Source organism: Mesorhizobium sp. WSM3873, from assembly GCF_001672445.1.
GTDB lineage: Bacteria > Pseudomonadota > Alphaproteobacteria > Rhizobiales > Rhizobiaceae > Mesorhizobium.
In genome coordinates, this window is the sequence record NZ_LYTM01000055.1 from 169621 (window position 1) to 195875 (window position 26255).

Here is a 26255-nt window from a genome sequence, read left to right on the forward strand (position 1 = left end):
CGGCTTTGACTTGTTCACGTTTTGATCTGTGCCAGCAGAGCGAATCGGCTATGCTGCCCAAATGAACGACATGACCTCGATCCTTTCGCAACCCGTCGCGCGGCTCGGCGCCACCACGATCAGGCTCGGCGAGGCGCTTGGCTTCGGAGCGCTGCTGCTGCTGGCGCTGTTCCTGGCGCTCGTCATCGCGTTGTGGCGCGCGGGAAAGGCGCGCGCGGCAGCGGCGGCAGAAGCGGCCGACCATGCCCGCGACACCGAGGCCAGGATGGCGGACATTCTTCAGGCGCAGGCCGAGATGCAGGGTCGCATGGGCGCGATCGCCGAAGTGTTCGGCGCCAGGCAGGCCGAGCTCACCCAATCGCTCGGACAGCGGCTCGACGCCATGACCGGCCGCCTTGGCCAGACCATGGCTGAGCAGACCAAGTCGACGCATGAGAGCCTGGCCAAGCTGCAGGAGCGGCTGGCGGTGATCGACACGGCGCAGGGCAACATCCAATCTTTAGCCGGACAGGTCGTGCAGCTGCAGGCGATCCTCTCCAACAAGCAGACTCGCGGCGCCTTCGGCCAGTCGCGCATGGAAACAATCATTGCCGACGGCCTGCCGCACGGCGCGTACGAGTTCCAGGCGAGCCTTTCCAACGGCAGCCGGCCCGACTGCCTGGTGCGGATGCCGAACGGCGCGCCGATGCTCGCCATCGACGCCAAGTTTCCGCTGGAGGCCTGGAATGCCATTCGTGCCGCCGAAGCCGCCGACTTGCAGAAGGCGGCGGCGCAGGCGTTCCGGCGCGACATCGAGGTGCATATCCGCGACATCGCGGAAAAATACCTGATCCAGGGCGAGACGCAGGACACCGCCTTCATGTTCGTGCCCTCGGAATCGGTGTTCGCCGAGATTCACGAGAATTTCGAGCCCGTGGTGCAGAAGGCGCACCGCGCCCGCGTCGTCATCGTCTCGCCGTCATTGCTGATGCTGTCGATCCAGGTCATCCAGGCAATCCTGAAGGACGCGCGCATGCGCGAGCAGGCGCATCTGATCCAGGGCGAGGTCATCCGCCTGATGGAGGATGTGGCGCGAGTCGACGAGCGCGTGCGCCGGTTGCAGACGCATTTCGGCCAGGCGGCCAGGGATATCGACGACATCCTCGTCTCGACGACGAAGGTCACCAAACGCGGGCAGAAGATCGAGGCGCTGGAGTTCGCCGAGGGCGAACCCGAACCGCCACGCGGTCCTGCCAAGGTGGAGGCGGGCGCGCGCGTGGCCGATTCCAAGACGGGTCAGCTCAGGCTGCGCGTCGTCGAAGGCGACGACTGAGCTGCCGTAACTCCGTTACTGCTCCTCGATGGTCGTGATGCCTTCGATTTCCGGCAGCCAGTGCAACGCCGAGCGGTGCCAGACCTGTCTTTTCGGCACCAGTTGGTCGCGCTGGCGCGCTGTACCCACCCTAATGCCGTAGATTTTCGGACCATCGCCAACCGACGTCGCATAGAGATGCGATCCGCATTCGCCGCAAAACCCCTGCGCGCGCTTGGCGCCGCTGGATCCGGTCTTGATGTAGACCTTCGGCGTGCCCTTGGTGATCCGGTAATCCTCTTCTGGCGCGCCCACCGTCACGCGAAAGGCCGTTCCCGTCAGTTGCTGGCAATCGGTGCAATGGCAGATCGAGGTCTTTTCGGGATCGACCTCCGCTTCGTAGGTGATGGCGCCGCAATGACACCCGCCGTCGATTCTCATTCGGCATGCTCCCAAAAGATTGCTTCGCTCAAATCTAATCCTCTTCGAAGGCCCCGGCGATAGCCTTACGCCTGCGCTCCCATGTGCCAGTCGCCTGCGGCTTGACGAACAGCCTGGTGATTTCGGGCATGTCGCTTTTCAGTCGCGCCTCCAGGCGTTCAACGCAGGCTTCGATCTCAGGCGCCGTGAGATGATCCTCGAATTCGATGCTTAGGCCTGCGACGATCTCCTCCGGGCCGATATGGACGCTCAGTATGCCGTTCGCCCGCTGCACGGCCGGGTCTTCCTGAGCGATCGCCAGAACCTTGCGCTGCACCTCGGGCGAAGCGGGCTCACCGATGAGCAGACCCTTGCTCTCGCGCGCCAAGAAGATGGCGGTGGCGCCCAGGATGACGGCGATGCCGATCGAGCCGGCGCCGTCGAGCTCGGGGATACCCAGGAGCTCGGCAGACAGGATGCCGACGAAGGCGACGACGAGGCCGAGCAGCGCGGCGCTGTCCTCGAACAGCACCGTGTAGATGCTGGGATCCTTGCTCATCCGGACCGCCTCGAACCAACCCAGCCTTCCCTTCTGTCCCCGGAACTCCTTCAGCGCCACCAGCCAGGAACTGCCTTCGAACAGAAAAGAAAGACCAAGCACGATGTAGTTGACCTTGGCGTTGACGACCGGTTCCGGCGCCATGATGTGGATGACGCCCTCGTAGAAGGAAACGCCGGCGCCAAGCGCGAACACCAGCAGGGCGACAATGAAGCTCCAGAAATAGAGTTCGCGTCCGTGTCCGAGCGGATGCGTGCGGTCGGGCGGGCGCGCGGCACGGCGCATGCCGTAAAGCAGAAGCGCGCCATTGCCGGTGTCGACCAGCGAATGCACGCCCTCCGACAGCATGGCTGAAGAGCCTGTGAAGGACGCTGCGGCGAATTTGGTCAGGGCGATCGCAACATTGCCGGCGAGCGCGGCGTAGATCACTCTTTTCGAGCCGCTATGCCCTGCCATGCGCTTCCGATCCTCTTCCAAGTGGGAGCTCAGCGGCCGCCGCCCAAAGCTCCACCGACAATGCGCCAGCCGCTCCGAGGTTCAGATGCCCCTATGCATTTCTGTTGCCTGATCGATCCCGAGGTCGCGGGATCAAGGGAAAACGGTTGACATAGCGCAAGCCGGCTTTCGAAGCTGCAAGCGGCCTCTTGCGGTCGGACGCTTCTCTTGTTTCACTTGTGCTGCCCACAAATCGGAGGAGCGAATCATGGCGAAAGGTGCGATGAAGGCGGGCAAGGAACCCCGCAAGCCGAAAAAGGACGCCAAGAAACCGGCCGCGGCCCCGGCTCCGAAGGCGCCGCCGGTCAAGGCGATGCGCATCAAGGAGAAGTAGGCCGTCAGCGCGGCCGATCCGTCTCGATGCGGATTTGAACCGGCGGCATGCCGAATGCTGCCGGTGTTTTGTTGATCGGGGGACAGAACTCACTATATCGGTACTGCGAGGACGACCTCGCTTCCCCGAAACCCGGCCGGGACGACCCGCCACGTCAAAACGTCGAGCATTCGATGCTCGATCGATGGAGCGTTCGCGATGTCCTGGATCTTCCTTTTCTTCGCCGGCCTGTTCGAGATCGGCTGGGCGATCGGCCTCAAATATACCGATGGGTTCTCGAAGCCGTTGCCGACCGTGCTCACAATCGTCTCGATGGTCGTCAGCCTTGGCCTGCTCGGGCTTGCGTTGAAGACATTGCCCGTCGGCACGGCCTATGCGGTATGGACCGGCATCGGCACTGTCGGCACGGCCTTGCTCGGCATATGGCTGCTCGGCGAGCCGGCGACCGCGGTGCGGCTTGCCTGCATCGGGCTGATCGTCTGCGGCATCGTCGGGCTGAAGCTCGTCGCCTGATGCAGCACGAACGCACTCAGGGCCGCTCCTGGCGACCCTGATTCATTTTTCGAACGAACTCGAACCTAGCGGGCCGAGAAGCCAGGAGGCGTGCGACCGACGCGCGCCTTGCGGGCGGCGTAGCGCGCATCGCGCTTGGCCTTGCGTTCGGCCTCCTCGGCGAGCAGGCGGGCGATGCGTTCGGTTTCCTCGGCTTCGCGGATCTTGGCCTCGGCAGCCGCTGCCTCTTCGGCAGCAATACGGGCCGCTTCGGCCACTGCCTCGCGTTCAGCCTTCTCGGCCGCTTCGCGCGCCAGCTTTTCCTGCTTCAATCGGGCCTTCTCGGCCTCGCGGACCGCACGGGCCTCGAGGATCGCCTTGCGTTCCGCCTGACGCGCCAGAACCGCTGGATCGTCCGCCGCCGGCTTTGACTTGAAGCGCTCCAGGAGCGCCTTCTTTGCCTCGTTCGCGGCGTTGCGCCGCTCGAATATGTCTTTTTCCCTGTAAATAGCCAAGTCCACTTCCCTGAAGTCAATTCGCGACGCTTACATACGCGCGAAAGCGGTGAGTTCAAGCGCCAAAACGGTATGCCAGCCATGAAAATCTGGGCTGTTGCCGTCGGGATACGTCGTCGCGGCGCGATGCACTGTTCACAAATCGCGCCTCTGGCGGCTCTGGGGGCCGGTCGCTACCTCTAGCGCCAACAATCAACGCCCAAGCGGCGCATCAGGATGCATGAAAATGGAACTTGGCCTCTACACTTTCGCGGATGTCAGCCCGGAGCCGGGCCCCGGCGCCATCGGCCCGCACGAACGGCTGCGCAACCTGATCGAGGAGGTCGAGCTGGCCGACCAGGTCGGTCTCGACGTGTTCGGCCTCGGCGAACACCATCGCCCCGACTATGCAGCCTCGGCGCCGGTCGTGGCGCTGGCCGCGGCCGCGGAGCGGACGAAGCGGATCAAGCTCACCAGCGCGGTCACGGTGCTTTCTTCCGACGATCCGGTGCGGGTCTTCCAGCAGTTCGCGACGCTCGACCTTCTGTCCGGCGGCCGCGCCGAGATCATGGCCGGGCGCGGCTCCTTCATCGAATCGTTTCCGCTGTTCGGTTACAATCTCGAGGACTATGACGAGCTCTTCGCCGAGAAGCTCGATCTCCTGCTTGCCATCCGCGACCAGGTGAAGGTGACGTGGCAGGGCAAGCTGCGCGCGCCGATCAACGGCCGCGGCGTCTATCCCCGACCTTTCCGGGACAAGCTGCCGATCTGGATCGCCATTGGCGGGACGCCGCAGTCCGCCGCCCGCGCCGGCGTGCTCGGCCTGCCGCTGGCGCTTGCCATCATCGGCGGCGAGCCGGCCCGCTTCGCGCCGCTGTTCGAGATCTATCGCGAGGCGGCAAGGCGCGCCGGCAACGATCCCGCCTCGCTCGCGACCAGCTTGAACGTGCATGGCTTCGTCGGCGAGACGACCGAGAAGGCGGCCGACGATTTCTACGCACCGCAGGCCGAGGTGATGAACCGCATCGGCCGCGAGCGCGGCTGGGGGCCGACCTCGCGGGCGCATTTCGATCAGTCGCGCGGGCCGAACGGCGCGCTGTTCGTCGGCGATCCCGAACAGGTGGCGGAAAAGATCGTCGCCCAGCACAAGATCTTCGGCAACGACCGCTTCCTGTTGCAGATGGCGATCGGCACGATGCCGCATGCCAAGGTCATGAAGGCGATCGAGCTCTACGGCACCAAAGTGGCGCCGGTCGTGCGCAAGGAAACGGCGAAGGCCGCGCCGGCGCCCGTCGCCTGAGGACGCCTGCCCGGCAAGATGCGCCCTCACCGCCGGCTAAGGAACCTTGGCGGCGGCGCGTACGTTTTCCTCGGCGATCGCGAGGGAACGGATGAAGGTCGAAACGAGCGCTTCGGGTTCGAACGTTGCCGAAAGCCCGGACGAGCGCGCCAGCGCCCGCGCCGAATTGCGCCTGATTCGATTGCTGCTGATCGGCATCTTCGTGCTGATAACGATCGCCGCGCTTTATTTCGCCCGCGCCTTCTTCATGCCGGTGATCCTCGCCTTCCTGCTGGCGCTGACGCTGACCCCGATCGTGCGCTTCCTGCGCAAGCGCGGCATCCCCGAGGTGGCCTCCGCGACACTGTTGGTGTTGCTGTCCCTCTTCGTCTTCGCCAGCGCCGGTTACCTGCTCAGCGGCCCGGTCATCGACCTCATCAACAACAGCTACTCGATCGGCGAGCAACTCACCGAGCGGCTGGCGCCTTTCAAGCGTCCGCTCGAGAGGGTCATGGATCTCTCGCGTCAACTGCAGGCCCTGACCGAGACATCGCAGGAACCGGGTGTGCAGAAGGTCGCGCTGGCGCCGTCCGGCATCCTGTCGACGGCGGCCAGCAACATTCTGGGAGCCGGCACGAGCATCACCCTCGTCTTCGTGCTGTCGCTGTTCCTGCTCGCCTCCGGCACCTTGTTCTACGAGAAGATCGTCCAGTCCTTCGCCCACCTCAGCGACAAGAAGCGCGCGCTGCGCATCGTCTATGACGTCGAGCACGAGATTTCCCATTACCTGCTTACCGTGGCGGCCATCAATGCCGGCCTCGGCACGGTGATCGGACTTGGCCTTTGGGGACTTGGGATGCCGAACCCGCAGGTCTGGGGCGCGGCCGCGGCGCTGCTCAACTTCCTGCCCTATGTCGGCGGGCTGATCACCTTGCTGCTGGTCACGATCATCGCGCTGATCAGCTTCGATACGATCCCCTACGCGTTGCTGGCACCCGCCTTCGTTTTGTTGTGCGACATCGTCGAGGGCCAGTTCGTGACCCCGACGGTGGTCGGCCGGCGGCTCGAGATAAACGCGGTGGCGATCTTCATCGCCATCGCCTTCTGGTCATGGCTCTGGGGTTTCGTCGGCGCGCTGATGGCGGTGCCGCTGCTGGTGGTCATCAAGGTGTTCTGCGACCATTTCGATGGCCTCAGCCATGTCGGCAATTTCCTCGCCGCGCAGCAGACCATGGCGATCGACGACGAGGCCGGCGATAACAACCACAAATCCGGCGCGTGAGGCCTGGCCTGTCCGGCCGGCTGTTTGCGGCGCCCATGGCGAGTGCCTATATCGGTCCGGTCTAGCCGGACCCGCCTGCATGAATGACTTCGATCTCGCGCTGCGCAACAACCGCCTGTCTATCCATCATCTCGGCGGCCGCAGCGAGCAGCGGGAAATCGCCTCGGCGACCGGACTCGCCGACGTGCTGGAAGGCCAGTTCGCCATCGTCATTCCCGACCGCGCCGAATTCGAGGCCCGGTTGCGGCAGAAGCAAATCGCGGAGACCTGACCAATGACGGCCCTTTCGGTTCTCGACCTGTCGCCGATCACGCAAGGCAACAATGCCTCGCGGTCGCTGGCCAATTCGCTCGACCTTGCCCGCCATGCCGAGCGGCTTGGCTACAAGCGCTACTGGCTCGCCGAGCACCACAACATGCCGGGCATTGCCAGTGCCGCGACGTCGGTTGTCATCGCCCATGTCGCCAGCGGCACCAAGACTATCCGCGTCGGCGCCGGCGGCATCATGCTGCCCAACCATGCGCCGCTGGTGATTGCCGAGCAGTTCGGCACGCTGGCAGCACTTTTCCCCGGCCGCATCGATCTCGGCCTCGGTCGCGCGCCAGGCACCGATATGATGACGGCGCGGGCGCTTCGCCGCAACCTGGAGGCCAGCGACAACTTCCCCCAGGACGTGGTCGAGCTGATGGGCTATTTCCAGCCGGCCGAGGAAGGCCAGCGCATCCGCGCGGTGCCGGGCGAAGGCCAGGACGTGCCGGTCTGGATCCTTGGCTCCAGCCTCTATGGCGCGCAGCTCGCGGCGCTGCTTGGGCTGCCCTATGCTTTCGCCTCGCATTTCGCGCCGGCCGAACTCGACCACGCGCTGGAGGTCTATCGCACCCGCTTCCAGCCGTCGGCGCAGCTCGACAAGCCTTATGTGATGCTCGGCCTCAATGTCTTTGCGGCACCCACCGATGCCGAGGCGAAGCTTTTGTTCACCTCGCTGCAGCAGGCCTTCGTCAATCTGCGCAGCGGCCGGCCCGGCCAGCTGCCGCCGCCGGTCGAAACCTACGACCGAGATCTCGATCCCGTCGCCAGATCCATGCTGGCCCAGGCGCTGTCCTGTGCCGTCGTCGGGTCGCCGGAGACGGTCCGCCAGGGCATCGACGCCTTCGTACGCCGCACCGGCGCCGACGAATTGATGGTGACGGCGCAGATGTTCGACCACACCGCGCGGGTGCGCTCCTTCGAGATCCTGGCAGACGTGCACAGATCGATGTCGCAAGCGGCCTGACCGCTGGGCCGCCTGTCAGCCGGGGCGAAAGAGCGATCGCCGGCGGAAAACACATCTTTCTGAAGCTCCGCGCAACTCCGTTCGCAGGCATTCACGCCCGGATCATGGCGACTGCGACGTTTTTGCCCGCGCCGGATTTACCTCGGTCCGGGCGTATCGGGCGGCAAATCGGCCGCAAAATTGGCGATTTAGCACCGTTCCCGGCAGGCGATCGGCTTGGTGGATGCGTTGCGCAGGATGCTTGCGCCTCGTGCCGCCTGTTCTTATATACGCGCCAACCGCCCGGCCTTGAAAACCCGGGGACCGTGGCGGAATTTCTTGTGAACAGGGGCTTTCGTCGGAACGCCTTATCAGGGTCCTGAGAGCCTGCTTAGAGGAGAGACTAGAACAATGGCAAAAGTAATCGGTATCGACCTCGGAACCACCAACTCCTGCATCGCCATCATGGACGGCAAGGAGCCAAAGGTTATCGAGAATGCGGAAGGCGCGCGCACGACCCCTTCCATCGTCGCCGTCAACAGCGATGGCGAACGCCTCGTCGGCCAGCCGGCCAAGCGCCAGGCGGTCACCAATCCTGAAAACACCATCTTCGCGGTCAAGCGCCTGATCGGCCGCCGCTATGACGATCCGGTGACGGAGAAGGACAAGAAGCTTGTCCCCTACAAGATCGTCAAGGGCGACAATGGCGATGCCTGGGTCGAGGCAGGCGGCAAGAAGCTTTCGCCCAGCCAGATCTCGGCCATGATCCTGCAGAAGATGAAGGAAACGGCGGAAGCCTATCTCGGCGAGAAGGTCGAGAAAGCGGTCATCACCGTTCCGGCCTATTTCAATGATGCCCAGCGCCAGGCGACCAAGGACGCCGGCAAGATCGCCGGCCTCGAAGTGCTGCGCATCATCAACGAGCCGACGGCTGCCGCACTTGCCTATGGTCTGGAGAAGAAGGACGGCAAGACCATCGCCGTCTATGACCTTGGCGGCGGCACGTTCGACATTTCGGTGCTCGAGATCGGCGACGGCGTCTTCGAAGTGAAGTCGACCAATGGCGACACCTTCCTCGGCGGCGAGGACTTCGACATGCGCCTGGTCGAGTACCTGGCGGCCGAGTTCAAGAAGGAACAGGGCATCGACCTCAAGGCCGACAAGCTCGCCCTGCAGCGCCTGAAGGAAGCGGCCGAGAAGGCCAAGATCGAGCTGTCGTCGACGACGCAGACCGAGATCAACCTGCCCTTCATCACTGCCGACGCCAGCGGGCCGAAGCACCTGACGATGAAGCTCACCCGGGCGAAGTTCGAGAGCCTGGTCGAGGACCTCGTGCAGCGCACCATCGACCCCTGCAAGGCGGCGCTCAAGGATGCCGGCCTGAAGGCGGGCGAGATCGACGAAGTGGTGCTGGTCGGCGGCATGACCCGCATGCCCAAGATCCAGGAGATCGTGAAGCAGTTCTTCGGCAAGGAGCCGCACAAGGGCGTCAACCCGGATGAGGTCGTCGCGCTCGGCGCCGCCATCCAGGCCGGCGTGCTGCAGGGCGACGTGAAGGACGTGCTGTTGCTCGACGTGACCCCGCTGTCGCTCGGCATCGAGACGCTAGGCGGCGTGTTCACCAGGCTGATCGAACGCAACACCACGATCCCGACCAAGAAGAGCCAGGTATTCTCGACGGCCGAGGATTCGCAGTCGGCGGTCACCATCCGCGTCTTCCAGGGCGAGCGCGAGATGGCGGCCGACAACAAGCTGCTCGGCCAGTTCGACCTGGTCGGCATTCCGCCCGCTCCGCGCGGCGTGCCGCAGATCGAGGTCACCTTCGACATCGACGCCAACGGCATCGTCAACGTCTCGGCCAAGGACAAGGGCACCGGCAAGGAGCACCAGATCCGCATCCAGGCTTCGGGCGGTCTGTCCGATGCCGACATCGAGAAGATGGTGAAGGACGCCGAGGCAAATGCCGAGGCCGACAAGAAGCGCCGCGCCCTCGTCGAGGCCCGCAACCAGGCCGAATCGCTGGTGCACTCGTCCGAGAAGTCGCTCAAGGATTATGGCGACAAGGTCTCGGAGGCCGACCGCACCGCGATCGCCGACGCGATTGCGGCGCTGAGAACCGCAGCCGAAGGCGATGACGTGGCCGATATCGAGGCCAAGTCGCAGTCGCTCGCCGAAGCTTCGATGAAGCTTGGCCAGGCCATGTACGAGGCCTCGCAGAAGGAAGCGGCCGAAGCCGACGCCAAGGCGGACGCCGCCAAGGATTCGGACGTGGTCGACGCCGACTTCGAGGAAATCGACGAAGACGACGACAAGAAGAAGTCGGCCTGAGCCGGCTGACGGCCAAATAATGCGAAAAGCCCGGCGCAAGGCCGGGCTTTTTTGCAACCTTCACCGAAAAAGTGCGGACCTGGCCCAAAAATTGACGGAAAAACACCGGTGAGCCCGGCTCGGCTCTGGCATCCGGGCAACATCGCTCCTAAATCGAACAACGTGCCGGCGACGACGCGACAATGCTTGAAGACATTGAGCATCCGGACAGCGGGAAAAAATGAAAGCTGATTTCTACGAAACGCTGGGCGTGCAAAAAGGCGCCGACGACAAGGAGCTGAAGAGCGCTTTCCGCAAGCTCGCCATGCAGTTCCATCCCGACCGCAACCCCGGCGACCATGCCTGCGAGCACAAGTTCAAGGAAATCAACGAAGCCTACGAGACGCTGAAGGACCCGCAGAAGCGCGCGGCCTACGACCGTTTCGGCCACGCCGCCTTCGAGCAGGGCGGCATGAACGGCGCCGCGCACGGCTTCGGTGCCGGCGGCTTCGCCGACATCTTCGAAGACATTTTCGGCGACATGATGGGTGGCCGCCAGCGCCGCTCGTCGGGCGGCCGCGAGCGCGGGGCCGACCTGCGCTACAACATGGAAATCTCGCTGGAAGAGGCGTTTTTGGGCAAGACGGCGCAGATCCGCGTGCCGGCATCGATTTCCTGTTCGGAATGCTCCGGCAGCGGCGCCAAGCCCGGCACGCAGCCGGTCACCTGCGCGATGTGCCACGGCCATGGCAAGGTGCGGGCAACGCAAGGCTTCTTCTCGATCGAGCGCACCTGCCCGCAATGCCAGGGGCGCGGCCAGACGATCAAGGACCCCTGCCCGAAATGCGCCGGCCAGGGCCGCGTCACCGAGGAGCGTTCGCTGTCGGTCAACATCCCGGCCGGCATCGAGGACGGAACCCGCATCCGGCTTGCCAATGAGGGCGAGGCCGGCCTGCGCGGCGGCCCCTCGGGCGACCTCTACATCTTCCTTGCCGTCAAGCCGCACGAATTCTTCCAGCGCGACGGCGCCGACCTCTACTGCAAGGTGCCGATCTCGATGACGACCGCCGCCCTCGGCGGCTCGTTCGAGGTCACCACGCTCGACGGCACGCAGACCAAGGTGAAAGTGCCGGAAGGCACCCAGAACGGCCGCCAGTTCCGGCTGAAAGGCAAGGGCATGCCGGTGCTGCGGCAGCCCAATGTCGGCGATCTCTACATCCAGACCGCGGTCGAGACGCCGCAGAACCTGTCGCGGCGCCAGCGCGAGCTCCTGGAAGAGTTCGAGCAGCTCTCCTCGAAGGACAATTCGCCCCAGTCGAGCGGCTTCTTCGCCCGCATGAAGGACTTTTTCGAATCCTTCGGCGAACCCTGAGTGGGATGCGGCAGGGGTTGACGCGCTGCCTCAACGTCATCAACATCTTATGCCAGATCTTGCCTTGCCTTGTTCCACCTAGCTGCTAAGTAGCGAGTCGGGGAGCGTTGAGGAGAGCTCGCATGGCACGTGGTCCCGGGTTGCGCAAAGCGCTGACGGAAAAATTCGACGACGAGCTGAAGTTCTTCAAAGGCTGGATCGACAAGCCGAAAGCTGTCGGCTCGATCGTTCCCACCAGTTCCGTCACCGCCCGCAAGATGGCCTCGATCGTCAACCCGAAATCGGGCCTGCCGGTGCTGGAGGTCGGCCCCGGCACCGGCGTCATCACCCGTGCCATCCTGGCCCAGGGCGTGAAGCCGGAGAACCTCTACGCGATCGAATACTCGACCGATTTCGTGCGCCATCTGCGCCGGCTCTATCCGCGCGTCAACGTCATCGAGGGCGACGCCTTCAACCTCGACGCAACACTCGGCGACAAGCGCGACTTGGTGTTCGATTCGGTCGTCTCCGGCGTGCCGCTGCTCAATTTCCCGGTCGCCCAGCGCATCGCCTACATCGAAAGCCTGCTCGACCGCATTCCCGTCGGCCGGCCGATCGTGCAGCTGACCTACGGCCCGCTCTCGCCGATTCCGCCCGGCCGCGGCGACTACACGGTCAAGCATTTCGATTTCATCATCCGCAACATTCCGCCGACGCAGCTGTGGATCTACCGGCGCGAGGCATGTTGACCGAAAGCGCTTGGCCATCGAAAGCGCTTGGGGATTGATCGCTCTTCGGCCTATACGTCGTTCGACAGGTGGCCGATGGCAGTAATCCCAAGAATCCTCGTCTTCGCAGGCTCGGTCCGCACCGGCGCTTTCAGCGGCCGGACGGCCGATGTGGCGCAAAAGGAACTCGCCATGCAGGGTGCGGAGGTGACCCGCATCTCGCTCGGCGACTATCCGCTGCCGATCATGGACGAGGATCTTGAGAAGGACAAAGGCATTCCCGAGAATGCCGTGAAGCTCGGGCATCAGATATCCGCCCATGACGGGCTGCTGATCGCGACGCCTGAATATAACGGCTCGATCCCGCCGCTCTTGAAGAATTCCATCGACTGGGTGAGCCGGCTCCGGCGCGACGGCAGCCGCTCGTTCAGGCCGCTTTACGGCAAGCCCGTCGCGCTCTGCTCCTCCTCCGAGGGCAAGTTTGCCGGCATACGCTGCATCAACCATCTGCGCGCGGTGCTGGTGCGCTGCCAGATGGAAGTGATCACGCCGGAATGCTCGGTTTCCGGCGCCGATGAAGCCTTCGCCGAGGACGGACAATTCCGCGACGCCAGACTGCATCAATCGATGGAGCGCCTATGCCGTACACTGATCGAAACCTCGCGCATGCTGTCCGTGAGGATCGAGGTCTGATGCATCCGGTCGAGACCATGCGCGACAGGCTGATCGTCGGCCTCGACGTGCCGACGCTGAAAGAAGCCGAACAGACGGTGCGCGAGCTCGAAGGCAGCGTCTCTTTCTACAAGATCGGCTATCAGCTCGCCTTTGCCGGCGGGCTCGATTTCGCGCGCGAGCTCGCCAGCGGCGGCACCAAGGTCTTCCTCGACATGAAGCTGCTCGATATCGACAACACGGTGGCCAAGGGGGTCGAGAATATCGTCAGGATGGGGATCTCGATGCTGACGCTGCATGCCTATCCCAAGGCTATGCAGGCGGCGGTGGAAGCAGCCAAAGGCAGCGATCTCTGCCTGCTCGCGGTGACCGTGCTGACCTCGATGGACGAGCAGGACATGATCGATGCCGGTTATGAATACGATCCGCACACGCTGGTGCTGCGGCGCGCCGAACAGGCGCTGCATGCCGGCATGGGCGGCATCGTCTGCTCGGCCGAGGAAGCCGAAACCGTGCGCCGGATCGTCGGTCCCGACATGGCCGTGGTCACGCCGGGTATACGGCCGAGCGGCAGCGCCCATGGCGACCAGAAGCGTGTGGTGACGCCGGCGCAGGCGATCCGCAACGGCTCCAGCCACCTTGTCGTCGGCCGGCCGATCGTCAAGGCGCCGGATCGGCGGGCGGCGGCCGAGGCTATCTTGGCCGAAATGTGCTCGGCATAAGGCCGATCCCGTTTGCGAACCGAAACAGGAGAAAATGATGCCAAAGGGATATTGGGTTGCCCGCGTCGATGTGCGCGACCCGGAAGGCTACAAGGACTATGTCGCCGCCGCCAAACCGGCTTTCGAGCGCTTCGGCGCGAAATTCCTGGCGCGTGGCGGCGAGCATGAGAAAGCCGAGGGGCCCGGCCGCGCGCGCAACGTGATCATCGAGTTCCAATCGCTTGCCGCCGCGCATGACTGCTACCACTCGCCGGAATATCAGCGCGCCGTCGCCATTCGCCAGAAAGTGGCCGATGGCGAGATCGTGCTGGTCGAGGGCGTTTAGTTCGTCTGAATCGTCCTGCCTTGACATGATCATGGAAGGCGGTGGCGCAGAATAAAGATTTGCAGCGATCCTTCGCCGGCGTCTCAAAGCCGCTCCGCTGCCGCAGACCGGTCCAATCCCTAAGCTTATGCCCTCAGCCGGCTGGTCGCCGTCTCCGCCATCGCATCCGCCAGGCTCATGCCCCATTGCCTGCGGCAATAGTCGCGGAAATCGAAGCAGGGCAGGCCGGGACAGACTTCGAACTCGATGAGATGGATGGTGTCGTCGGCCTCGACCCTGAAATCGACCGAGAAGACGTCCTTCAGGCCAAGCCCGGCGATCAGCTCCTGCGCGATGGCGCGGATCGCGCGATCGGCCGCCGGCTGGCTGGCGGCGACCTGCTCGAGTTCCGGCTCGGCATAGGTGCCTGCGTCCCTGGCGGCTTGGCCGCTATCGCCGTAGAGCGCCATAGAGTCGGCCATGGTCTGGAAGTCGCCGCCGGACTCGACGAAGGCGATGCCGAGCGCCTCGACGCCGGTATCCGGCTTCAGACCGAGGAAGCTTGCCCGCACATTGCGGCCGGCGACATAAGGCTGGACGACGACATCGTCGCGATAATGCGCAAAGACCCGCCGGCTGAGCTCCAGCGCATGACCAAGATCGCGACAGCGCGAATCCGGCCAAATGCCGATCTTGGCGCCGAGCCGGTTTGGTTTGACGAACCAGCCGGCGGACGAGGCCGGCGGCTCGACCAGCCATTTCCCATTTCGGGCCAGCCCGGCCGGCGGCACCGGCGGGCCAAGCGCGCCGAGCACGGCGCCGGAGCGGAACTTGTCCTGGCAGAGCGCGAACAGCGAATCGTCGGCGCCGATCGTCCTCAGTCCATTCAGCCTTGCCAGCGCAGGCGAAGCGCCGCCACGGAAATAGGCGATGCCGTCGGTCAACGTCCAGACCAGGGTTTTGACGGGATCGGCGTTCGCCAAGACGGTCGCGGCGTCGTCCAGCTCGACGGCCATCAAGGTGAGGCCGCGCGTTTCGCAAGCGGCGGCGAGCTGGCCGAATTCGGGCGCGAGGTCGGTCGACTGCGCCAGATAGGACGATATCTCGGTTGCGCGTTCCGTCGGGTAGCCGTCGGCGACCAGCCGGTCGAAGCAAGCCTTCTCCGGCTCGTGGACAAGGATCAGCGTCGGGCCGTTGCTCGGCATGGAAGCTCCCAGAAAAGTCTGGTGCTACCATCGCATGGCGGTTGCAATCGGCTTTCAGGAAACCGACCTGAGCGAGCGATAATGCGCAAGCCGCTCAGGCGATCAGCACGCGCGGCTCGAAGCGGCCCCGGACCGGAATGTCGAGCAGGAAGGTCATGCCGGCCTGAGGATCGAGCTTGCGCTGCTTGTCGTCCTTGCCTTTCCATGCCGATGTCACCGCAAGGCGGTCGGCGTTCGGCCCGACAAAGGCGGGGCAGGAAGGCTGGGTTACCGGCATCGGGATTTCGCGCAGCAGCATGCCGTCCGGCGAATACGCCTTCACCGCCTTGCCGCCCCAGACGGCGTTCCACAGCACCCCGTCGCGGTCGACGACCGAGCCGTCGACATAGCCTTTTTGCGAACGATGATCGACGAAGATGTTCGGCTCGCCCGTCGGCAGGCCGGTCGCCGGATCGCAAGCGACGCGCATCAGAAGCCCGGTCGCGGTGTCGGTGTAATAGGCGATCGTCCCGTCGTCGGAAAAGCAGATCGAGTTGGACACGGTAATGTCGGAGAACAGTCGGCGAAGCTCGCCCTTGAAGAACCAGTAGATCGCGCCGGCGCCCTTGCCCTCGTCCTTGCCCATCGTGCCGGTCCACAACGCGCCGCAGGGATGGACGCGGGAATCGTTGGAGCGGGTCAGCGGATTGTCAGCTTCGATCGGCGTGTGCAGCGTCAACTTGCCGGTCGCCACATCGCGGACCTGCAGGCCGATCTCGGTGGCGATCAGCTGGCGGGCATCGTCGATGACGGCTATGGCGCTGGCCATCACGCCGAGATCATGGATTTTCAGCGCGCCGGCGAGCGGCTTTTCCAGAAGCTTGCCATCGACGATGTCGAACCAGAACAGCGTGTCGGTGCCGGGATCGTAGCTCGGTCCCTCCCCCAACTGGCAAATGTGATCGCTGAAGACCGAAACGCTGTCCATCAAATCCCTCCGAAGGCTTCGTCCCAGGCCGCGACCGCGGCGCGGGCGCGCTCAGCCACTTCATCGACGCTGGCGCCCGGCTTATAGAGGCTCGACCCCAAGCCGAAGACGCTGACGCCGACGGCTTTGTAGCCGGCAAAATCCTTGTCCGAAACGCCGCCGACGGCGCCGATCAGCGCCGTTGCCGGCAGCACGGCGCGGATCGCCGAAATGCCGCCGGCGCCGAGCACGCTTGCCGGGAAGAATTTAAGCGCCGAAGCACCGAGCCTGATCGCCTGGAAGGCTTCGGTGGGCGTGAACACGCCCGGCATCGTCACCATGCCGTACTGCATGGCGCGGCCCATGACATCGGCATCGATGTTGGGGCTGACCAGCAGCCGGCCGCCGGCCTTGTGCAAGGCATCGACATCGGCCGCCGTCAGCACCGTGCCGGCGCCGACCAGTGCGGTTTCGGGGAGGACTTCCGCGATCCTGGTGATCGACGAAAACGGTTCCGGCGAATTGAGCGGCACCTCGATCGCCTCGATGCCGGCGTCGAAGATCGCCTGGCCTATTGAGATCGCCTCTGTCGGCTTGAGGCCACGCAAGATGGCGACCAGCCCGCGTTTCAGTTTGGGAAAGGGTGCTGTCTGCGTCACGCGTCGCCTCCGATCATGCGGTTCTCGCGCGCGGCTTCGACAAGGCCGGCGCGCACCGCTTCATCCGCATCGACGACGCGAAAAGCAAGACCGGCGAAGCCAAGAGCGGCGCCATAGAGCGAAGCCAGCGCGCCGGAAGCGATCAGCACGACGGGCGCTTCACCGACGCCGTAGCGCCGCTTCGCCGAAGCGATTTCTCCGCCGATGAGCAACCCGGACAGACAGGCCGCCGCCTCGTCGGATTTCAAATCCTGCAGCAACCCGGCGGCGCGGATCGCAAACAGCTTTGACGTGACGTCGCCGCCTTCGCCCAGCGCCCGCTCGCACCACTGGCGGAAGAACGGACCATCCGCCGTGACCGGTGCCGGATGTTCCCCCAGCGAATGTTTCAGGATCGAATGCGCGGCCAATACCGAAAACAACTCGCCGGTCGGCCAGGTGCCGAAGCCGGCGACCGCGCCGTCCTCGACCACGACCCATTTGGAATGGGTGCCCGGCATGCAGACGATGTGGCGCCCCGTTGCCGGCAGATTCGCGCCGGCAAGTTGCGTTTCCTCGCCGCGCATGACATCCGGGGCGTCGGCGAGGCGCTGGGCGAGGCCGGGCACGATACGGATGTCGCGGCGCTCGCCTTCGATGCGGACGGCCCCTGCCAAGATGGCGCCGATTGGGGCAGGCACGGTCACGTAGGGCGCCTCGATCCAGCCCTGGCGGGAACCCGCCATGCCGCAGATGATGACGGGCAGGGACTCCGGCGCGCCCATGGCGGCGAGATGGCCTTCCAGCACCGTCGCAAAACTCTTTTCGCGCGCGGTGATCAGGCCGTCGTCGCCGCGCCGCTCGGCGAGCAGCTGACCCGCGCCGTCGAGCAGCCAGGCCCTGAGCCTGGTCGTGCCCCAGTCGAGGGCGGCGACCGCAGGCGCGCCGCTCACAGCACGCCTCCGTCGACGATCAGCATCTGCGCCGTCAGCATGCGCGAGGCGTCAGACGCCAGGAACAGCACCGTGCCGACAATGTCGTCGGGCTGCATGGACTGCTTGATGCATTGCTTGGCGACATGGGCGGCAAGCGCCTCCTCGGTGACCCAAAGCTCGCGCTGGCGTTCGGTGATCACCCAGCCGGGCGCAACCGCGTTGACGCGGATACCGTCGGCGCCGAGCTTGCCGGCAAGGCCTTTGGTGAGACCGAGGATACCGGCCTTGGCGGCGGTGTAAGCCGGCAGATCGGGATGGTTGATAAGATAGGACGTGGAGCTGAAATTGATGATCGAGCCGCCGCCGGCGCGCTTCATGCCCGGCGCCACCGCCTGGGCGGTGAAGAAATGCGGCCGCAGGTTGATGGCCAGGTTGTTGTCCCAGAACTCGACCGTGACATCCTTCACCTCATGGCGATCGTCGAGCGCGGCGTTGTTGACCAGCGCCGTGACATCGCCATGCGCTTTCGCCGCCTCCGCTGCCGCGGCGCGCAGCGCCTCGACGTCGCGCAGATCGGTCTTGAGATAGAGCGGACGCTGGCCAAGCTCCTTTTCCAGACGGTCGGCCAGCGCCGTGCTGGGCTTGTCGGCGATGTCGATGAAGGCGACCTTGGCGCCTTGCCGCATGAAGCCCTCGGTCAGCGCCGCGCCGATGCCGGAACCGCCGCCGGTGATCAACACCGAGGCGCCGTCGAGGTCGGCGAAACGCGCCGATGGCATCATAATTTCTGTCTCCCTTTGGCCGGCGCGCATCCTAGCCATGCCGGCCTCGGGAGCAAGGGTGAAAAGGCGATTTCGGCGGCAATATGTCTGACAAAATAGCAGCCGCGCTTCCGCGAGGCGCGGACGGGTGGGCTTGGATCGCGGGTTGGCTTGATCAGATCGCCTTGGCGCGGAGCGCGCCGCGATAGGAATCGCGCAGATAGCCAAGCGTGGCGTCGGCATCGACAGGCTTGCCGAACAGGTACCCTTGGCCACCCGCGCAGCCGAACTGGACGAGGCGGTCGGCCTGCGCTTCCTCCTCGATGCCTTCGGCCACAACGTCCATGCCGAGTCCTTCGCACATGGCGAGAATGGCACGGATGATGTGTTCCGAGGGGCGGTCGTCGAGGATCGAGGAAACGAAGGCGCGATCGATCTTCAGCTTGTCGAAATGGAATTCGCGCAGGCGCCCGAGCGAGGACTGGCCGGTGCCGAAATCGTCGAGCGAGACGCGGATGCCGACGCGGCGCAGATCCTCGACGATCTTCTCGGCCGAAGCCGGGTCGGTCATCAGGCCGGTTTCGGTGATCTCGATCTCCAGCCGGCGCGGATCGAAGCCGGTGCGGTCGAGGATCGCCAGGATATGCAGGCCGGTGTTCTGGTCGACAAGCTGCGAGGGCGACAGGTTGAAGGACAAAAACAGGTCCTTCGGCCAGTTGCGCGCCGCCTCGGTCGCCTTGCGCAGCACCAGCTGCGACAGTGGGCCGATGATGCCGCGCTCCTCGGCGATGGGAATGAACACGCTCGGCGGCACCATGCCGAGATCGCGGTCGGTCCAGCGAGCCAGCGTCTCGAAGCCGATGGTGCGGCGACTGGTGAGGTCGACGATCGGCTGGAAATGCGGCTCGACCTCGCCGGCCGAGACGGCGCGGCGCAGTGCCTGCTCGATGCGGGTGACGCGCTTGGCGGCCTCCTCCATCTCGCGTGTGTAGACGACGACGCGGCCGCGGCCCGAGCGCTTGGCGTGGTAGAGCGCGGTCTCGGCCTTGTTGATCAGGATCTCTGTGGTCTCGTCGCCGGAATAAAACAGCGAGCAGCCGACCGAAGCCGACAATCTGGCGGTGCGCTCGCCGACATCATAGGGCGCCGACAGGATCTCGATCAGCATGCGCGATTTTTCGGCGGCCTGCTCCTCGCTGAACACCATCGGGTAGAGGAAGGCGAACTCGTCGGCGCCGATGCGACAGACGGTCGAATAGCCATCCATCGACGCACGCAAGCGCATAGCCACCTGGATCAGGATGTCGTCGCCGGCCTTGTGGCCGAACAGGTCGTTGATGGGTTTGAAGCCATCGAGATCGAGAATGCCGACGGTGAAGGGCGCGGGATCGTCGGCGCGGTCGCTGATCAGGCGATCGACCTTGTCGTAAAAGCGACGATGGTTGCCAAGTCCGGTCAGCGGATCGGTGAAGGCCAGATCCGCGTTTTCCCTGCCTGGCTGCCCGGTGCCAAACGTCGTTTGCATCATGTTCCTGTTCTGACGGGGGAATTTGTGACCAGACTGGCAGCAAAGCGTTTAGGAAAGGTATCGGAAAATCGATTTTCTGAAGATGCGGAAAAGGGTCTTGGCGCCACGCCTGGCGGTCCAGGGTCTTTGGCGGTGGAGGCTTAAACCGGGCATTAACAGCTTCAATAAATAGTAAAGCGGCCCGGAGACGCCGGCATTGGCGCGGCTGGTCGGCTGGGCTCGGGCACCGGAGACAGGCATGCCGCACGAGGTCCGCAACGAGCCGGCGATCGCCGTGCTCCTGCCCTGCTACAATGAGGAGCTGACGATCGGTGAGGTCGTGCGGCGCTTCCGCGAGACGCTGCCCTCCGCGAGGATCTATGTCTACGACAACAATTCGAAGGACCTGACCGCGCTCAGGGCCCGCGCGGCCGGCGCGGTCGTCGTGCGCGAACCGCGCCAGGGCAAGGGCAATGTCGTGCGCCGCATGTTCGCCGACATCGACGCCGACATCTATGTGATGGCGGACGGCGACTGCACCTACGCGCCGGAAGATGCGCCGCAGCTGATCAACACGCTTTTGACCGAGCGCTCGGACATGGTGGTGGGCACCCGGCGCGGCGTCACCGACGACGCCGGCCGCTCCGGCCACGCCTTCGGCAACCGCATCTTCAACCGGCTCTACAAGGGCCTGTTCGGCGCCGATTTCACCGATATCTTTTCCGGCTACCGGGTCTTTTCGCGGCGCTTCGTCAAGAGCTTCCCGGCGGTTTCCGGCGGCTTCGAGATCGAGACCGAGATGTCGGTCCATGCCTCGCAGCTCAAGCTGCCGGTGAACGAGATGGCGCTCGACTACGGCCGCCGCCCGGAAGGCTCATCGTCGAAGCTGTCGACTTTCCGCGACGGCGCCAGGATCCTGTGGATGTTCGCCATGCTGGTGAAGGAGACGCAGCCGCTGCGTTTCTTCGGCACGTTTGCCCTGTTCTTCCTGGCGGCCAGCATCGGGCTGATGATCCCGGTGCTGATCGAGTTCGCCGAGACAGGACTTGTTCCGCGCATGCCGACCTGGGTGCTGTCCGTTGGCCTGCTCCTCTTGTCCATGCTGGCGATGGTCACCGGGCTGATCCTCGATTCGGTGTCGCGCGGCCGGGCCGAACAGAAGCGCATCTTCTATCTTTCCATCCCTGCCGGCCGCATCGAGCGACGCGCGGGCTTCAACGGCGAGGCCTCCCCGAAGAGGGAGCCGGGCAAGGCCTCGCGAGCCGCCTGATGGTCCGGCTTGGCCGCTTCGTGCTTGCCGGCGGCATCGGCTTCGTTGCCGATGCGGCCGCGCTCTGGCTGCTGCTTTCCGTCACGCCGCTCGGGCCGCTGGCCGCGCGCGTGCTGTCGATCGGCTTCGCGCTCACCGTCACCTGGCAGATCAACCGGCATTTGACCTTTGCGCCGTCGAGCCGAGGCATCGCGCAGGAGGGCGCGCGCTACGGCGGCGTCGGCGTCGCCACCAGCATCGTCAATTATCTCATCTATTGTGCCCTTCTGTTCGCGCTGCCCTCCCTGGCGCCGCTGGCAGCGCTGACGGTCGCCTCGCTGGTCGCGATGGCGCTGTCCTTCGTCGGCTATTCCCGGCTGGTCTTCGACCGATAATCTCTGGCCGATTGGCAGAAGCCGCCGATTTCCCTATATCGGCGACAGAGATTGCCGGAGACCCGAGATGCCGTTGAAAATCGCCGTCCAGATGGACCATGTCTCGACGGTGTCGATCGCCGGCGACACCACGTTCGCGCTGTCGTTGGAAGCGCAGCGGCGCGGCCACCAGCTTTTCCACTACACGCCCGACCGGCTGTCGATGCGGGGCGGCAAGGTGTTCGCGCGCGCCGAGGAGATGCAGGTGCGCGACGAGAAGGGCAGCCATTATTCGCTGGGCGAGCCGGTGCGCACCGATCTGTCGGAGATGGACGTGGTGCTGCTGAGGCAGGACCCGCCCTTCGACATGAACTACATCACCACAACCCACATTCTGGAACGCATCCATCCGAAGACGCTGGTGGTCAACAACCCGGCCTGGGTGCGCAACAGCCCGGAAAAGATCTTCGTCACCGAATTCCCGGACCTGATGCCGGAAACGCTGATCACCAAGGACCCGCAGGAGGTGGCCGCCTTCCGCAAGGAGTTCGGCGACATCATCGTCAAGCCGCTCTACGGCAATGGCGGGGCGGGCATCTTCCATCTGCACGAGGCCGACCGCAACCTTGCCTCGCTGCTCGAAATGTTCGGCCAGCTGTTCCGCGAGCCCTATATCGTGCAGCGCTATCTCAAGGACGTGCGCAAGGGCGACAAGCGCATCATCCTGATCGACGGCGAGCCGGTGGGCGCCATCAACCGCGTGCCGGCCGAGCACGATTCGCGCTCCAACATGCATGTCGGCGGCCGCGCCGAGAAGACCGAGCTGACGGAGCGCGAACGCGAGATTTGCGCCCGCATCGGGCCAGCGCTCAGGGAACGCGGCTTCATCCTCGTCGGCATCGATGTGATCGGCGACTACATGACCGAGATCAACGTCACCTCGCCGACCGGCGTGCGCGAGGTGCGGCGCTTCGGCGGCGCGGACATTGCTGCCCTGTTCTGGGACTGCGTGGAAGGAAAGCGGAAGTAGCGCCCCTCAGGTGCCCCTGAGCGGGACCGTATGTTCCGGTAATGTTCTTGCTTAAGCCGCAAATCTGTGGTTGTCTAAACCAAACTCGCTCGCCGCCTGATCGCAGGACCTGCGAGCGAGCCGGTATCCGGGGGCTTGAGACAAGATGGTAGCGCGGGTTCGCACGGTGGCTTTCCAGGGCATCGAGGCCGTGCCGGTCGATGTCCAGGTGATGATCGCGCCGGGCAAGGTCGGGATGCAGATCGTCGGTTTGCCGGACAAGGCGGTGGCAGAGAGCCGGGAACGCGTGCAGGCCGCGCTTCATGCCTCCGGCCTGTCGATGCCGTCGAAGAAGGTGACGGTGAATCTCGCGCCGGCGGACCTGCCCAAGGAAGGCAGCCACTACGACCTGCCGATCGCGCTCGGATTGATGGCCGCGCTCGGCGCCATTCCTGGCGATATGCTGGCCGGCTATGTCGTGCTCGGCGAATTGTCGCTCGACGGCACCATTGCCGCTGTCGCCGGCGCGCTGCCGGCGGCGATCGGCGCCAACGCCGAAGGCAAAGGCCTGATCTGTCCGTTCGCCTGCGGGCCGGAGGCAGCCTGGGCCGGCAAGGATTTCGATATCCTGGCGCCGCGCAGCCTGATCGCCATCGCCAACCATTTTCGCGGCACCCAGGTGCTGTCGCGTCCCGAGGCCGGCATCCAGGTCGCCGCGCGCGATCTGCCGGACCTTGCCGACATCAAGGGCCAGGAAAGCGCCAAGCGGGCGCTGGAAGTGGCGGCGGCGGGCGGCCACAATCTCCTGATGGTCGGACCGCCGGGCTCGGGCAAGTCGATGCTGGCGCAAAGGCTGCCCTCGATCTTGCCGCCGCTGGCGCCGAAGGAGCTGCTCGAAGTCTCGATGATCGCGTCGGTGGCGGGCGAGCTCGGCGAAGGCAAGCTGACAGACCGACGGCCGTTCCGCGCGCCACATCATTCGGCGTCGATGGCGGCGATGGTGGGCGGCGGCTTGCGCGTGCGGCCGGGCGAAGTGTCGCTTGCGCATCACGGCGTGCTGTTCCTCGACGAGTTCCCGGAATTCACGCCGCAGACGCTCGATGCGCTGCGCCAGCCGCTGGAGACCGGCGACTGCGTGATCGCGCGCGCCAACCACCGCGTCACCTATCCGGCGCGCATCCAACTGGTGGCGGCGATGAACCCGTGCCGCTGCGGCATGTCGGGCGAGCCGGGCTATCGCTGCCTGCGCGGCGAGCGCTGCCGCACCGAATACCAGGCGCGCATTTCCGGCCCGCTGCTCGACCGCATCGATCTCAGGATCGAAGTGCCGGCAGTCTCGGCAAGCGACCTGATCCGGCCGGACAAGGCCGAGACCAGCGCCGCGGTGGCGCAGCGCGTGGCGCGCGCCCGGGCCATGCAGCGCGAGCGGCTGGAAAGGCTGGGTGCGGCGGCCACCACCAACGCGCACTGCCCGCCTTCGGTCATCGAGGCGATCGCCAGGCCCGACGCCGCCGGGCTGACGCTGCTCAAGGACGCCAGCGAAAAGCTCGCCTTCTCGGCGCGAGCCTATCACCGCGTGCTGAAGGTCGCGCGGACGCTCGCCGATCTCGACGCCAGCGAAACCGTCGGCCGCATCCATCTCGCCGAGGCGATCTCCTACCGCATGAGCGCGGAGCGCATGGCGCAGGCGGCGTAAGGTCCCTGGCGAGCTTCGCTGCAGCGAATCCCGGACCTGGATCTCCGAGCACACCTTGTGGCGCAGCCAGTTGGCGATGTGCTGCGAGGAGATGCGCAGCGTGGATGGGCTGTCGCAGGACGTCTGCCAGACGTCCCTTTAGAGCGTTCGGGCCTTCGAAGCGTTCAGGAAAGATCGGAGTGTCGCGAAATTCGGACTCGCGCGACACCCAGGCTCAGGCATTTGTCGCGGCAGTTGGAGCGCCGCGGGCCTTCAGCTCAATGGCCGACCCGATACACGCGCCCCGTCTGCACGCCTTCAATGCTGCGTTTGTAGGCCATTGCGACACGCGTTCCCGAGACGCTTTCATAACCGGGGAAGAACGGACCAAAGCGGTCCATCGATTCCGTTAGCATCGTCGGGCTGACTGCATTGATGCGGATGCCTCTGGAGAAATCGCAGGCGGCGGCACGCACGAACCCCTCGATCCCGGCATTGGAGCTTGCGGCATTGGAGCCTTGCGCAATCGGATCATCGACGGCGATGCCGGAGGTCAGCGTGATCGACCCTCCGTCCGCAAGGTAATGCTGACCAACCAGCGCAACACGCACCTGACTGAGCAGCTTGTCCTGCAAGCCTGTGTGGAACTCGGCCGCCGTCATTTTTTCGATCGGCGCCAGGATGACATTGCCTGCGGCAACAGTGATGGCGTCAACTCGTCCGATTTTCCTGAACAGCGCATCCACGCTCTCATCATCAGCGATGTCGACCTGGTGATCACCCTGGGTGCGACCGACACGAATGATGTCGTGCCTGCCATCGCGCGCAAGCTCTTCCACCACGAAGCGACCGACATCGCCACTGGCGCCGATTACAACGATCCTCATAGAACATTCCTTTTTAATTTCAGGCTGAAGCGTTGCTACTATTCACCGAACCATTGCGGTGATAAATGCGCCACAACTTCGTTGTTTGCGAACTGGTGGTTAGCAATATGGATAGACTACGGGCCATGGAAACCTTCGTTGCCGTCGTGGAAGGAGGCAACTTCACCGAGGCTGCGCAGCGGCTCGAAATGTCGGCCGTCATGGTTGGAAAATATGTGCGTCAGCTTGAAGAAAGCCTCGGCGCGCGCTTGCTTGAGCGCACCACACGACGCCAGGGACTGACGGATGCCGGTCGTGTTTATTACGAAGATTCAAAGCGCGCGCTCGAATACATACGCGTGGCCGAAACGTCGATCGAACGACTGCGCGCATCGCCATCGGGCACGTTGCGTGTCAGTGCTCCGATCACCTTTGGCGCATGCGTCATCGCTCCCCTGATCGCGACGTTCCAGCGGACCTATCCGCTTGTGCATATTGAGATGGAACTAAGCAATCGCGTCGTCGATCTTATCGACGAGGGATTTGATATGGCCATCCGCATCGGCGATCTGGGTGATGTCGACCTCATAGCAAAACCGTTGACGATGTATCGCATGGTGATCTGTGCGTCGCCGGACTATCTGGTCCGATATGGCTATCCGCAGACCCCGCACGATCTCGGCGCGCATCACTGCCTCTCTCATACGGTATGGAACAGCCGCAATGCCTGGAAACTGAAAGGCTGGGATGAGGTGCAGCCACCGATCGCACCGTCTTTCACATGCAACGATGGCAACGGATTGCGCATGGCTGCGCTGGCCGGTGCGGGATTGTTACTGCAGCCCGAAGTTCTGGTGGCCCAGGATATGGCGAGCGGGGCGCTGGTTTCAGTCCTACAAGCCTATTTGCCCGAACCGCGCCCTGTCCATATCGTGCATCGACCGGATCGACGACCGCTCCCAAAGCTTACTCGTTTCATTGGGCATTTGCTCGCGCATGTCAGGGAGCGGGAGGCATACTAGCTCATTTCATGGCGGATGGGTCTGAAGTCCGCAATTGGCGTAAAGCGGAAGAGGCTAGCACCAGACCAATTTGCGCCGGTCCCGGC

General features: G+C 64.5%; 28 protein-coding genes. 18 read left to right on the forward strand and 10 right to left on the reverse strand.

What is annotated here, in order from left to right:
- Positions 1 to 61 precede the first annotated feature (61 nt).
- A complete protein-coding gene (locus tag A9K71_RS26830) occupies positions 62 to 1312 on the forward strand; it encodes a DNA recombination protein RmuC (protein WP_067003062.1) in 1251 nt (416 codons plus the stop codon).
- 15 nt (positions 1313 to 1327) lie between these two features.
- On the opposite strand, the gene A9K71_RS26835 is transcribed toward A9K71_RS26830, so the two are convergent.
- Together A9K71_RS26835 and A9K71_RS26840 are read right to left on the reverse strand one after the other, a co-directional pair.
- Complete coding sequence (locus tag A9K71_RS26835; RefSeq protein WP_067003064.1) at positions 1328 to 1732, reverse strand: GFA family protein; 405 nt, start codon at positions 1730 to 1732, stop codon at positions 1328 to 1330.
- Between the two features lie 34 nt (positions 1733 to 1766).
- Positions 1767 to 2726 carry a cation diffusion facilitator family transporter gene (locus A9K71_RS26840; protein WP_067003297.1) on the reverse strand — a complete coding sequence of 320 codons (960 nt, stop codon included), beginning with the start codon at positions 2724 to 2726 and terminating at the stop codon, positions 1767 to 1769.
- Between the two features lie 247 nt (positions 2727 to 2973).
- Here A9K71_RS26840 and A9K71_RS32970 point away from each other — a divergent pair, with 247 nt between their 5' ends.
- Both A9K71_RS32970 and sugE read left to right on the forward strand, forming a co-directional pair.
- Entirely contained in the window at positions 2974 to 3099 is a 126-nt protein-coding gene (locus A9K71_RS32970) for a hypothetical protein (RefSeq protein ID WP_082953831.1), read from the forward strand.
- Between the two features lie 198 nt (positions 3100 to 3297).
- Complete coding sequence (gene sugE / locus A9K71_RS26845) at positions 3298 to 3612, forward strand: quaternary ammonium compound efflux SMR transporter SugE (protein WP_067003066.1); 315 nt, start codon at positions 3298 to 3300, stop codon at positions 3610 to 3612.
- 65 nt (positions 3613 to 3677) lie between these two features.
- Here sugE and A9K71_RS26850 read toward each other — a convergent pair whose 3' ends face one another.
- Positions 3678 to 4106, reverse strand: a complete 429-nt coding sequence (locus tag A9K71_RS26850; protein ID WP_067003068.1) for a DUF6481 family protein — start codon at positions 4104 to 4106, stop codon at positions 3678 to 3680.
- A gap of 226 nt (positions 4107 to 4332) precedes the next feature.
- Here A9K71_RS26850 and A9K71_RS26855 point away from each other — a divergent pair, with 226 nt between their 5' ends.
- The 10 genes from A9K71_RS26855 to A9K71_RS26900 all read left to right on the forward strand — a co-directional run bounded on the left by A9K71_RS26855 (position 4333) and on the right by A9K71_RS26900 (position 14003).
- Entirely contained in the window at positions 4333 to 5385 is a 1053-nt protein-coding gene (locus tag A9K71_RS26855; RefSeq protein WP_067003073.1) for an LLM class flavin-dependent oxidoreductase, read from the forward strand.
- Positions 5386 to 5476: 91 nt separating this feature from the next.
- Positions 5477 to 6646: an AI-2E family transporter gene (locus tag A9K71_RS26860; protein ID WP_067003075.1), complete on the forward strand. Its 1170-nt coding sequence runs from the start codon at positions 5477 to 5479 to the stop codon at positions 6644 to 6646.
- Positions 6647 to 6725: 79 nt separating this feature from the next.
- Positions 6726 to 6917, forward strand: coding sequence for a hypothetical protein (locus A9K71_RS26865; protein WP_067003077.1), 192 nt, complete (start codon positions 6726 to 6728; stop codon positions 6915 to 6917).
- Positions 6918 to 6920: 3 nt separating this feature from the next.
- A complete protein-coding gene (locus tag A9K71_RS26870) occupies positions 6921 to 7919 on the forward strand; it encodes an LLM class flavin-dependent oxidoreductase (RefSeq protein WP_067003079.1) in 999 nt (332 codons plus the stop codon).
- A 390-nt stretch (positions 7920 to 8309) separates the two neighbouring features.
- A complete protein-coding gene (dnaK, locus tag A9K71_RS26875; protein ID WP_067003081.1) occupies positions 8310 to 10226 on the forward strand; it encodes a molecular chaperone DnaK in 1917 nt (638 codons plus the stop codon).
- Between the two features lie 220 nt (positions 10227 to 10446).
- Entirely contained in the window at positions 10447 to 11577 is a 1131-nt protein-coding gene (gene dnaJ / locus A9K71_RS26880) for a molecular chaperone DnaJ (protein WP_067003083.1), read from the forward strand.
- A 122-nt stretch (positions 11578 to 11699) separates the two neighbouring features.
- Positions 11700 to 12305 (forward strand): phospholipid N-methyltransferase PmtA, encoded by a 606-nt coding sequence (gene pmtA, locus A9K71_RS26885; RefSeq protein WP_067003085.1) that lies wholly within the window; start codon positions 11700 to 11702, stop codon positions 12303 to 12305.
- A 75-nt stretch (positions 12306 to 12380) separates the two neighbouring features.
- On the forward strand, positions 12381 to 12977 hold the full coding sequence (locus tag A9K71_RS26890) for an NADPH-dependent FMN reductase (protein WP_067003087.1): 597 nt from the start codon (positions 12381 to 12383) through the stop codon (positions 12975 to 12977).
- Positions 12977 to 13678, forward strand: a complete 702-nt coding sequence (gene pyrF, locus A9K71_RS26895) for an orotidine-5'-phosphate decarboxylase (protein ID WP_067003089.1) — start codon at positions 12977 to 12979, stop codon at positions 13676 to 13678. Before A9K71_RS26890 ends, pyrF begins: the two co-directional genes overlap by 1 nt.
- A 37-nt stretch (positions 13679 to 13715) precedes the next feature.
- Positions 13716 to 14003 carry a DUF1330 domain-containing protein gene (locus tag A9K71_RS26900; protein ID WP_067003299.1) on the forward strand — a complete coding sequence of 96 codons (288 nt, stop codon included), beginning with the start codon at positions 13716 to 13718 and terminating at the stop codon, positions 14001 to 14003.
- A gap of 125 nt (positions 14004 to 14128) precedes the next feature.
- Here A9K71_RS26900 and A9K71_RS26905 read toward each other — a convergent pair whose 3' ends face one another.
- The 6 genes from A9K71_RS26905 to A9K71_RS26930 form a co-directional block, all read right to left on the reverse strand.
- A complete protein-coding gene (locus A9K71_RS26905; protein WP_067003091.1) occupies positions 14129 to 15187 on the reverse strand; it encodes a D-alanine:D-lactate ligase-like protein in 1059 nt (352 codons plus the stop codon).
- A 94-nt stretch (positions 15188 to 15281) separates the two neighbouring features.
- Positions 15282 to 16154: an SMP-30/gluconolactonase/LRE family protein gene (locus tag A9K71_RS26910; protein ID WP_067003092.1), complete on the reverse strand. Its 873-nt coding sequence runs from the start codon at positions 16152 to 16154 to the stop codon at positions 15282 to 15284.
- Complete coding sequence (locus A9K71_RS26915) at positions 16154 to 16792, reverse strand: 2-dehydro-3-deoxy-6-phosphogalactonate aldolase (protein ID WP_067003094.1); 639 nt, start codon at positions 16790 to 16792, stop codon at positions 16154 to 16156. Before A9K71_RS26915 ends, A9K71_RS26910 begins: the two co-directional genes overlap by 1 nt.
- A complete protein-coding gene (locus A9K71_RS26920) occupies positions 16789 to 17724 on the reverse strand; it encodes a 2-dehydro-3-deoxygalactonokinase (RefSeq protein ID WP_067003096.1) in 936 nt (311 codons plus the stop codon). Before A9K71_RS26920 ends, A9K71_RS26915 begins: the two co-directional genes overlap by 4 nt.
- Positions 17721 to 18488 carry an SDR family oxidoreductase gene (locus A9K71_RS26925; RefSeq protein ID WP_067003301.1) on the reverse strand — a complete coding sequence of 256 codons (768 nt, stop codon included), beginning with the start codon at positions 18486 to 18488 and terminating at the stop codon, positions 17721 to 17723. Before A9K71_RS26925 ends, A9K71_RS26920 begins: the two co-directional genes overlap by 4 nt.
- A gap of 154 nt (positions 18489 to 18642) precedes the next feature.
- The gene (locus A9K71_RS26930; protein WP_067003303.1) at positions 18643 to 19992 is read right to left on the reverse strand and encodes an EAL domain-containing protein; all 1350 of its coding nucleotides are present in this window, start codon (positions 19990 to 19992) and stop codon (positions 18643 to 18645) included.
- A 241-nt stretch (positions 19993 to 20233) separates the two neighbouring features.
- On the opposite strand from A9K71_RS26930, the gene A9K71_RS26935 reads away from it, so the two are divergent.
- From A9K71_RS26935 to A9K71_RS26950, 4 genes are all read left to right on the forward strand, one after another.
- Positions 20234 to 21244: a glycosyltransferase family 2 protein gene (locus tag A9K71_RS26935; protein WP_067003097.1), complete on the forward strand. Its 1011-nt coding sequence runs from the start codon at positions 20234 to 20236 to the stop codon at positions 21242 to 21244.
- Positions 21244 to 21618 (forward strand): GtrA family protein, encoded by a 375-nt coding sequence (locus tag A9K71_RS26940; protein WP_067003099.1) that lies wholly within the window; start codon positions 21244 to 21246, stop codon positions 21616 to 21618. Before A9K71_RS26935 ends, A9K71_RS26940 begins: the two co-directional genes overlap by 1 nt.
- Positions 21619 to 21685: 67 nt before the next feature.
- Entirely contained in the window at positions 21686 to 22627 is a 942-nt protein-coding gene (gene gshB / locus A9K71_RS26945; protein ID WP_067003101.1) for a glutathione synthase, read from the forward strand.
- 145 nt (positions 22628 to 22772) lie between these two features.
- Entirely contained in the window at positions 22773 to 24302 is a 1530-nt protein-coding gene (locus A9K71_RS26950; protein ID WP_067003103.1) for a YifB family Mg chelatase-like AAA ATPase, read from the forward strand.
- Positions 24303 to 24559: 257 nt separating this feature from the next.
- Here the strand turns inward: A9K71_RS26950 and A9K71_RS26955 are convergent, their stop codons facing one another.
- A complete protein-coding gene (locus tag A9K71_RS26955; protein ID WP_067003105.1) occupies positions 24560 to 25168 on the reverse strand; it encodes a short chain dehydrogenase in 609 nt (202 codons plus the stop codon).
- Positions 25169 to 25293: 125 nt separating this feature from the next.
- Here A9K71_RS26955 and A9K71_RS26960 point away from each other — a divergent pair, with 125 nt between their 5' ends.
- Positions 25294 to 26169 (forward strand): LysR family transcriptional regulator, encoded by an 876-nt coding sequence (locus tag A9K71_RS26960; RefSeq protein WP_197504281.1) that lies wholly within the window; start codon positions 25294 to 25296, stop codon positions 26167 to 26169.
- The last annotated feature ends 86 nt before the right edge of the window (positions 26170 to 26255 follow it).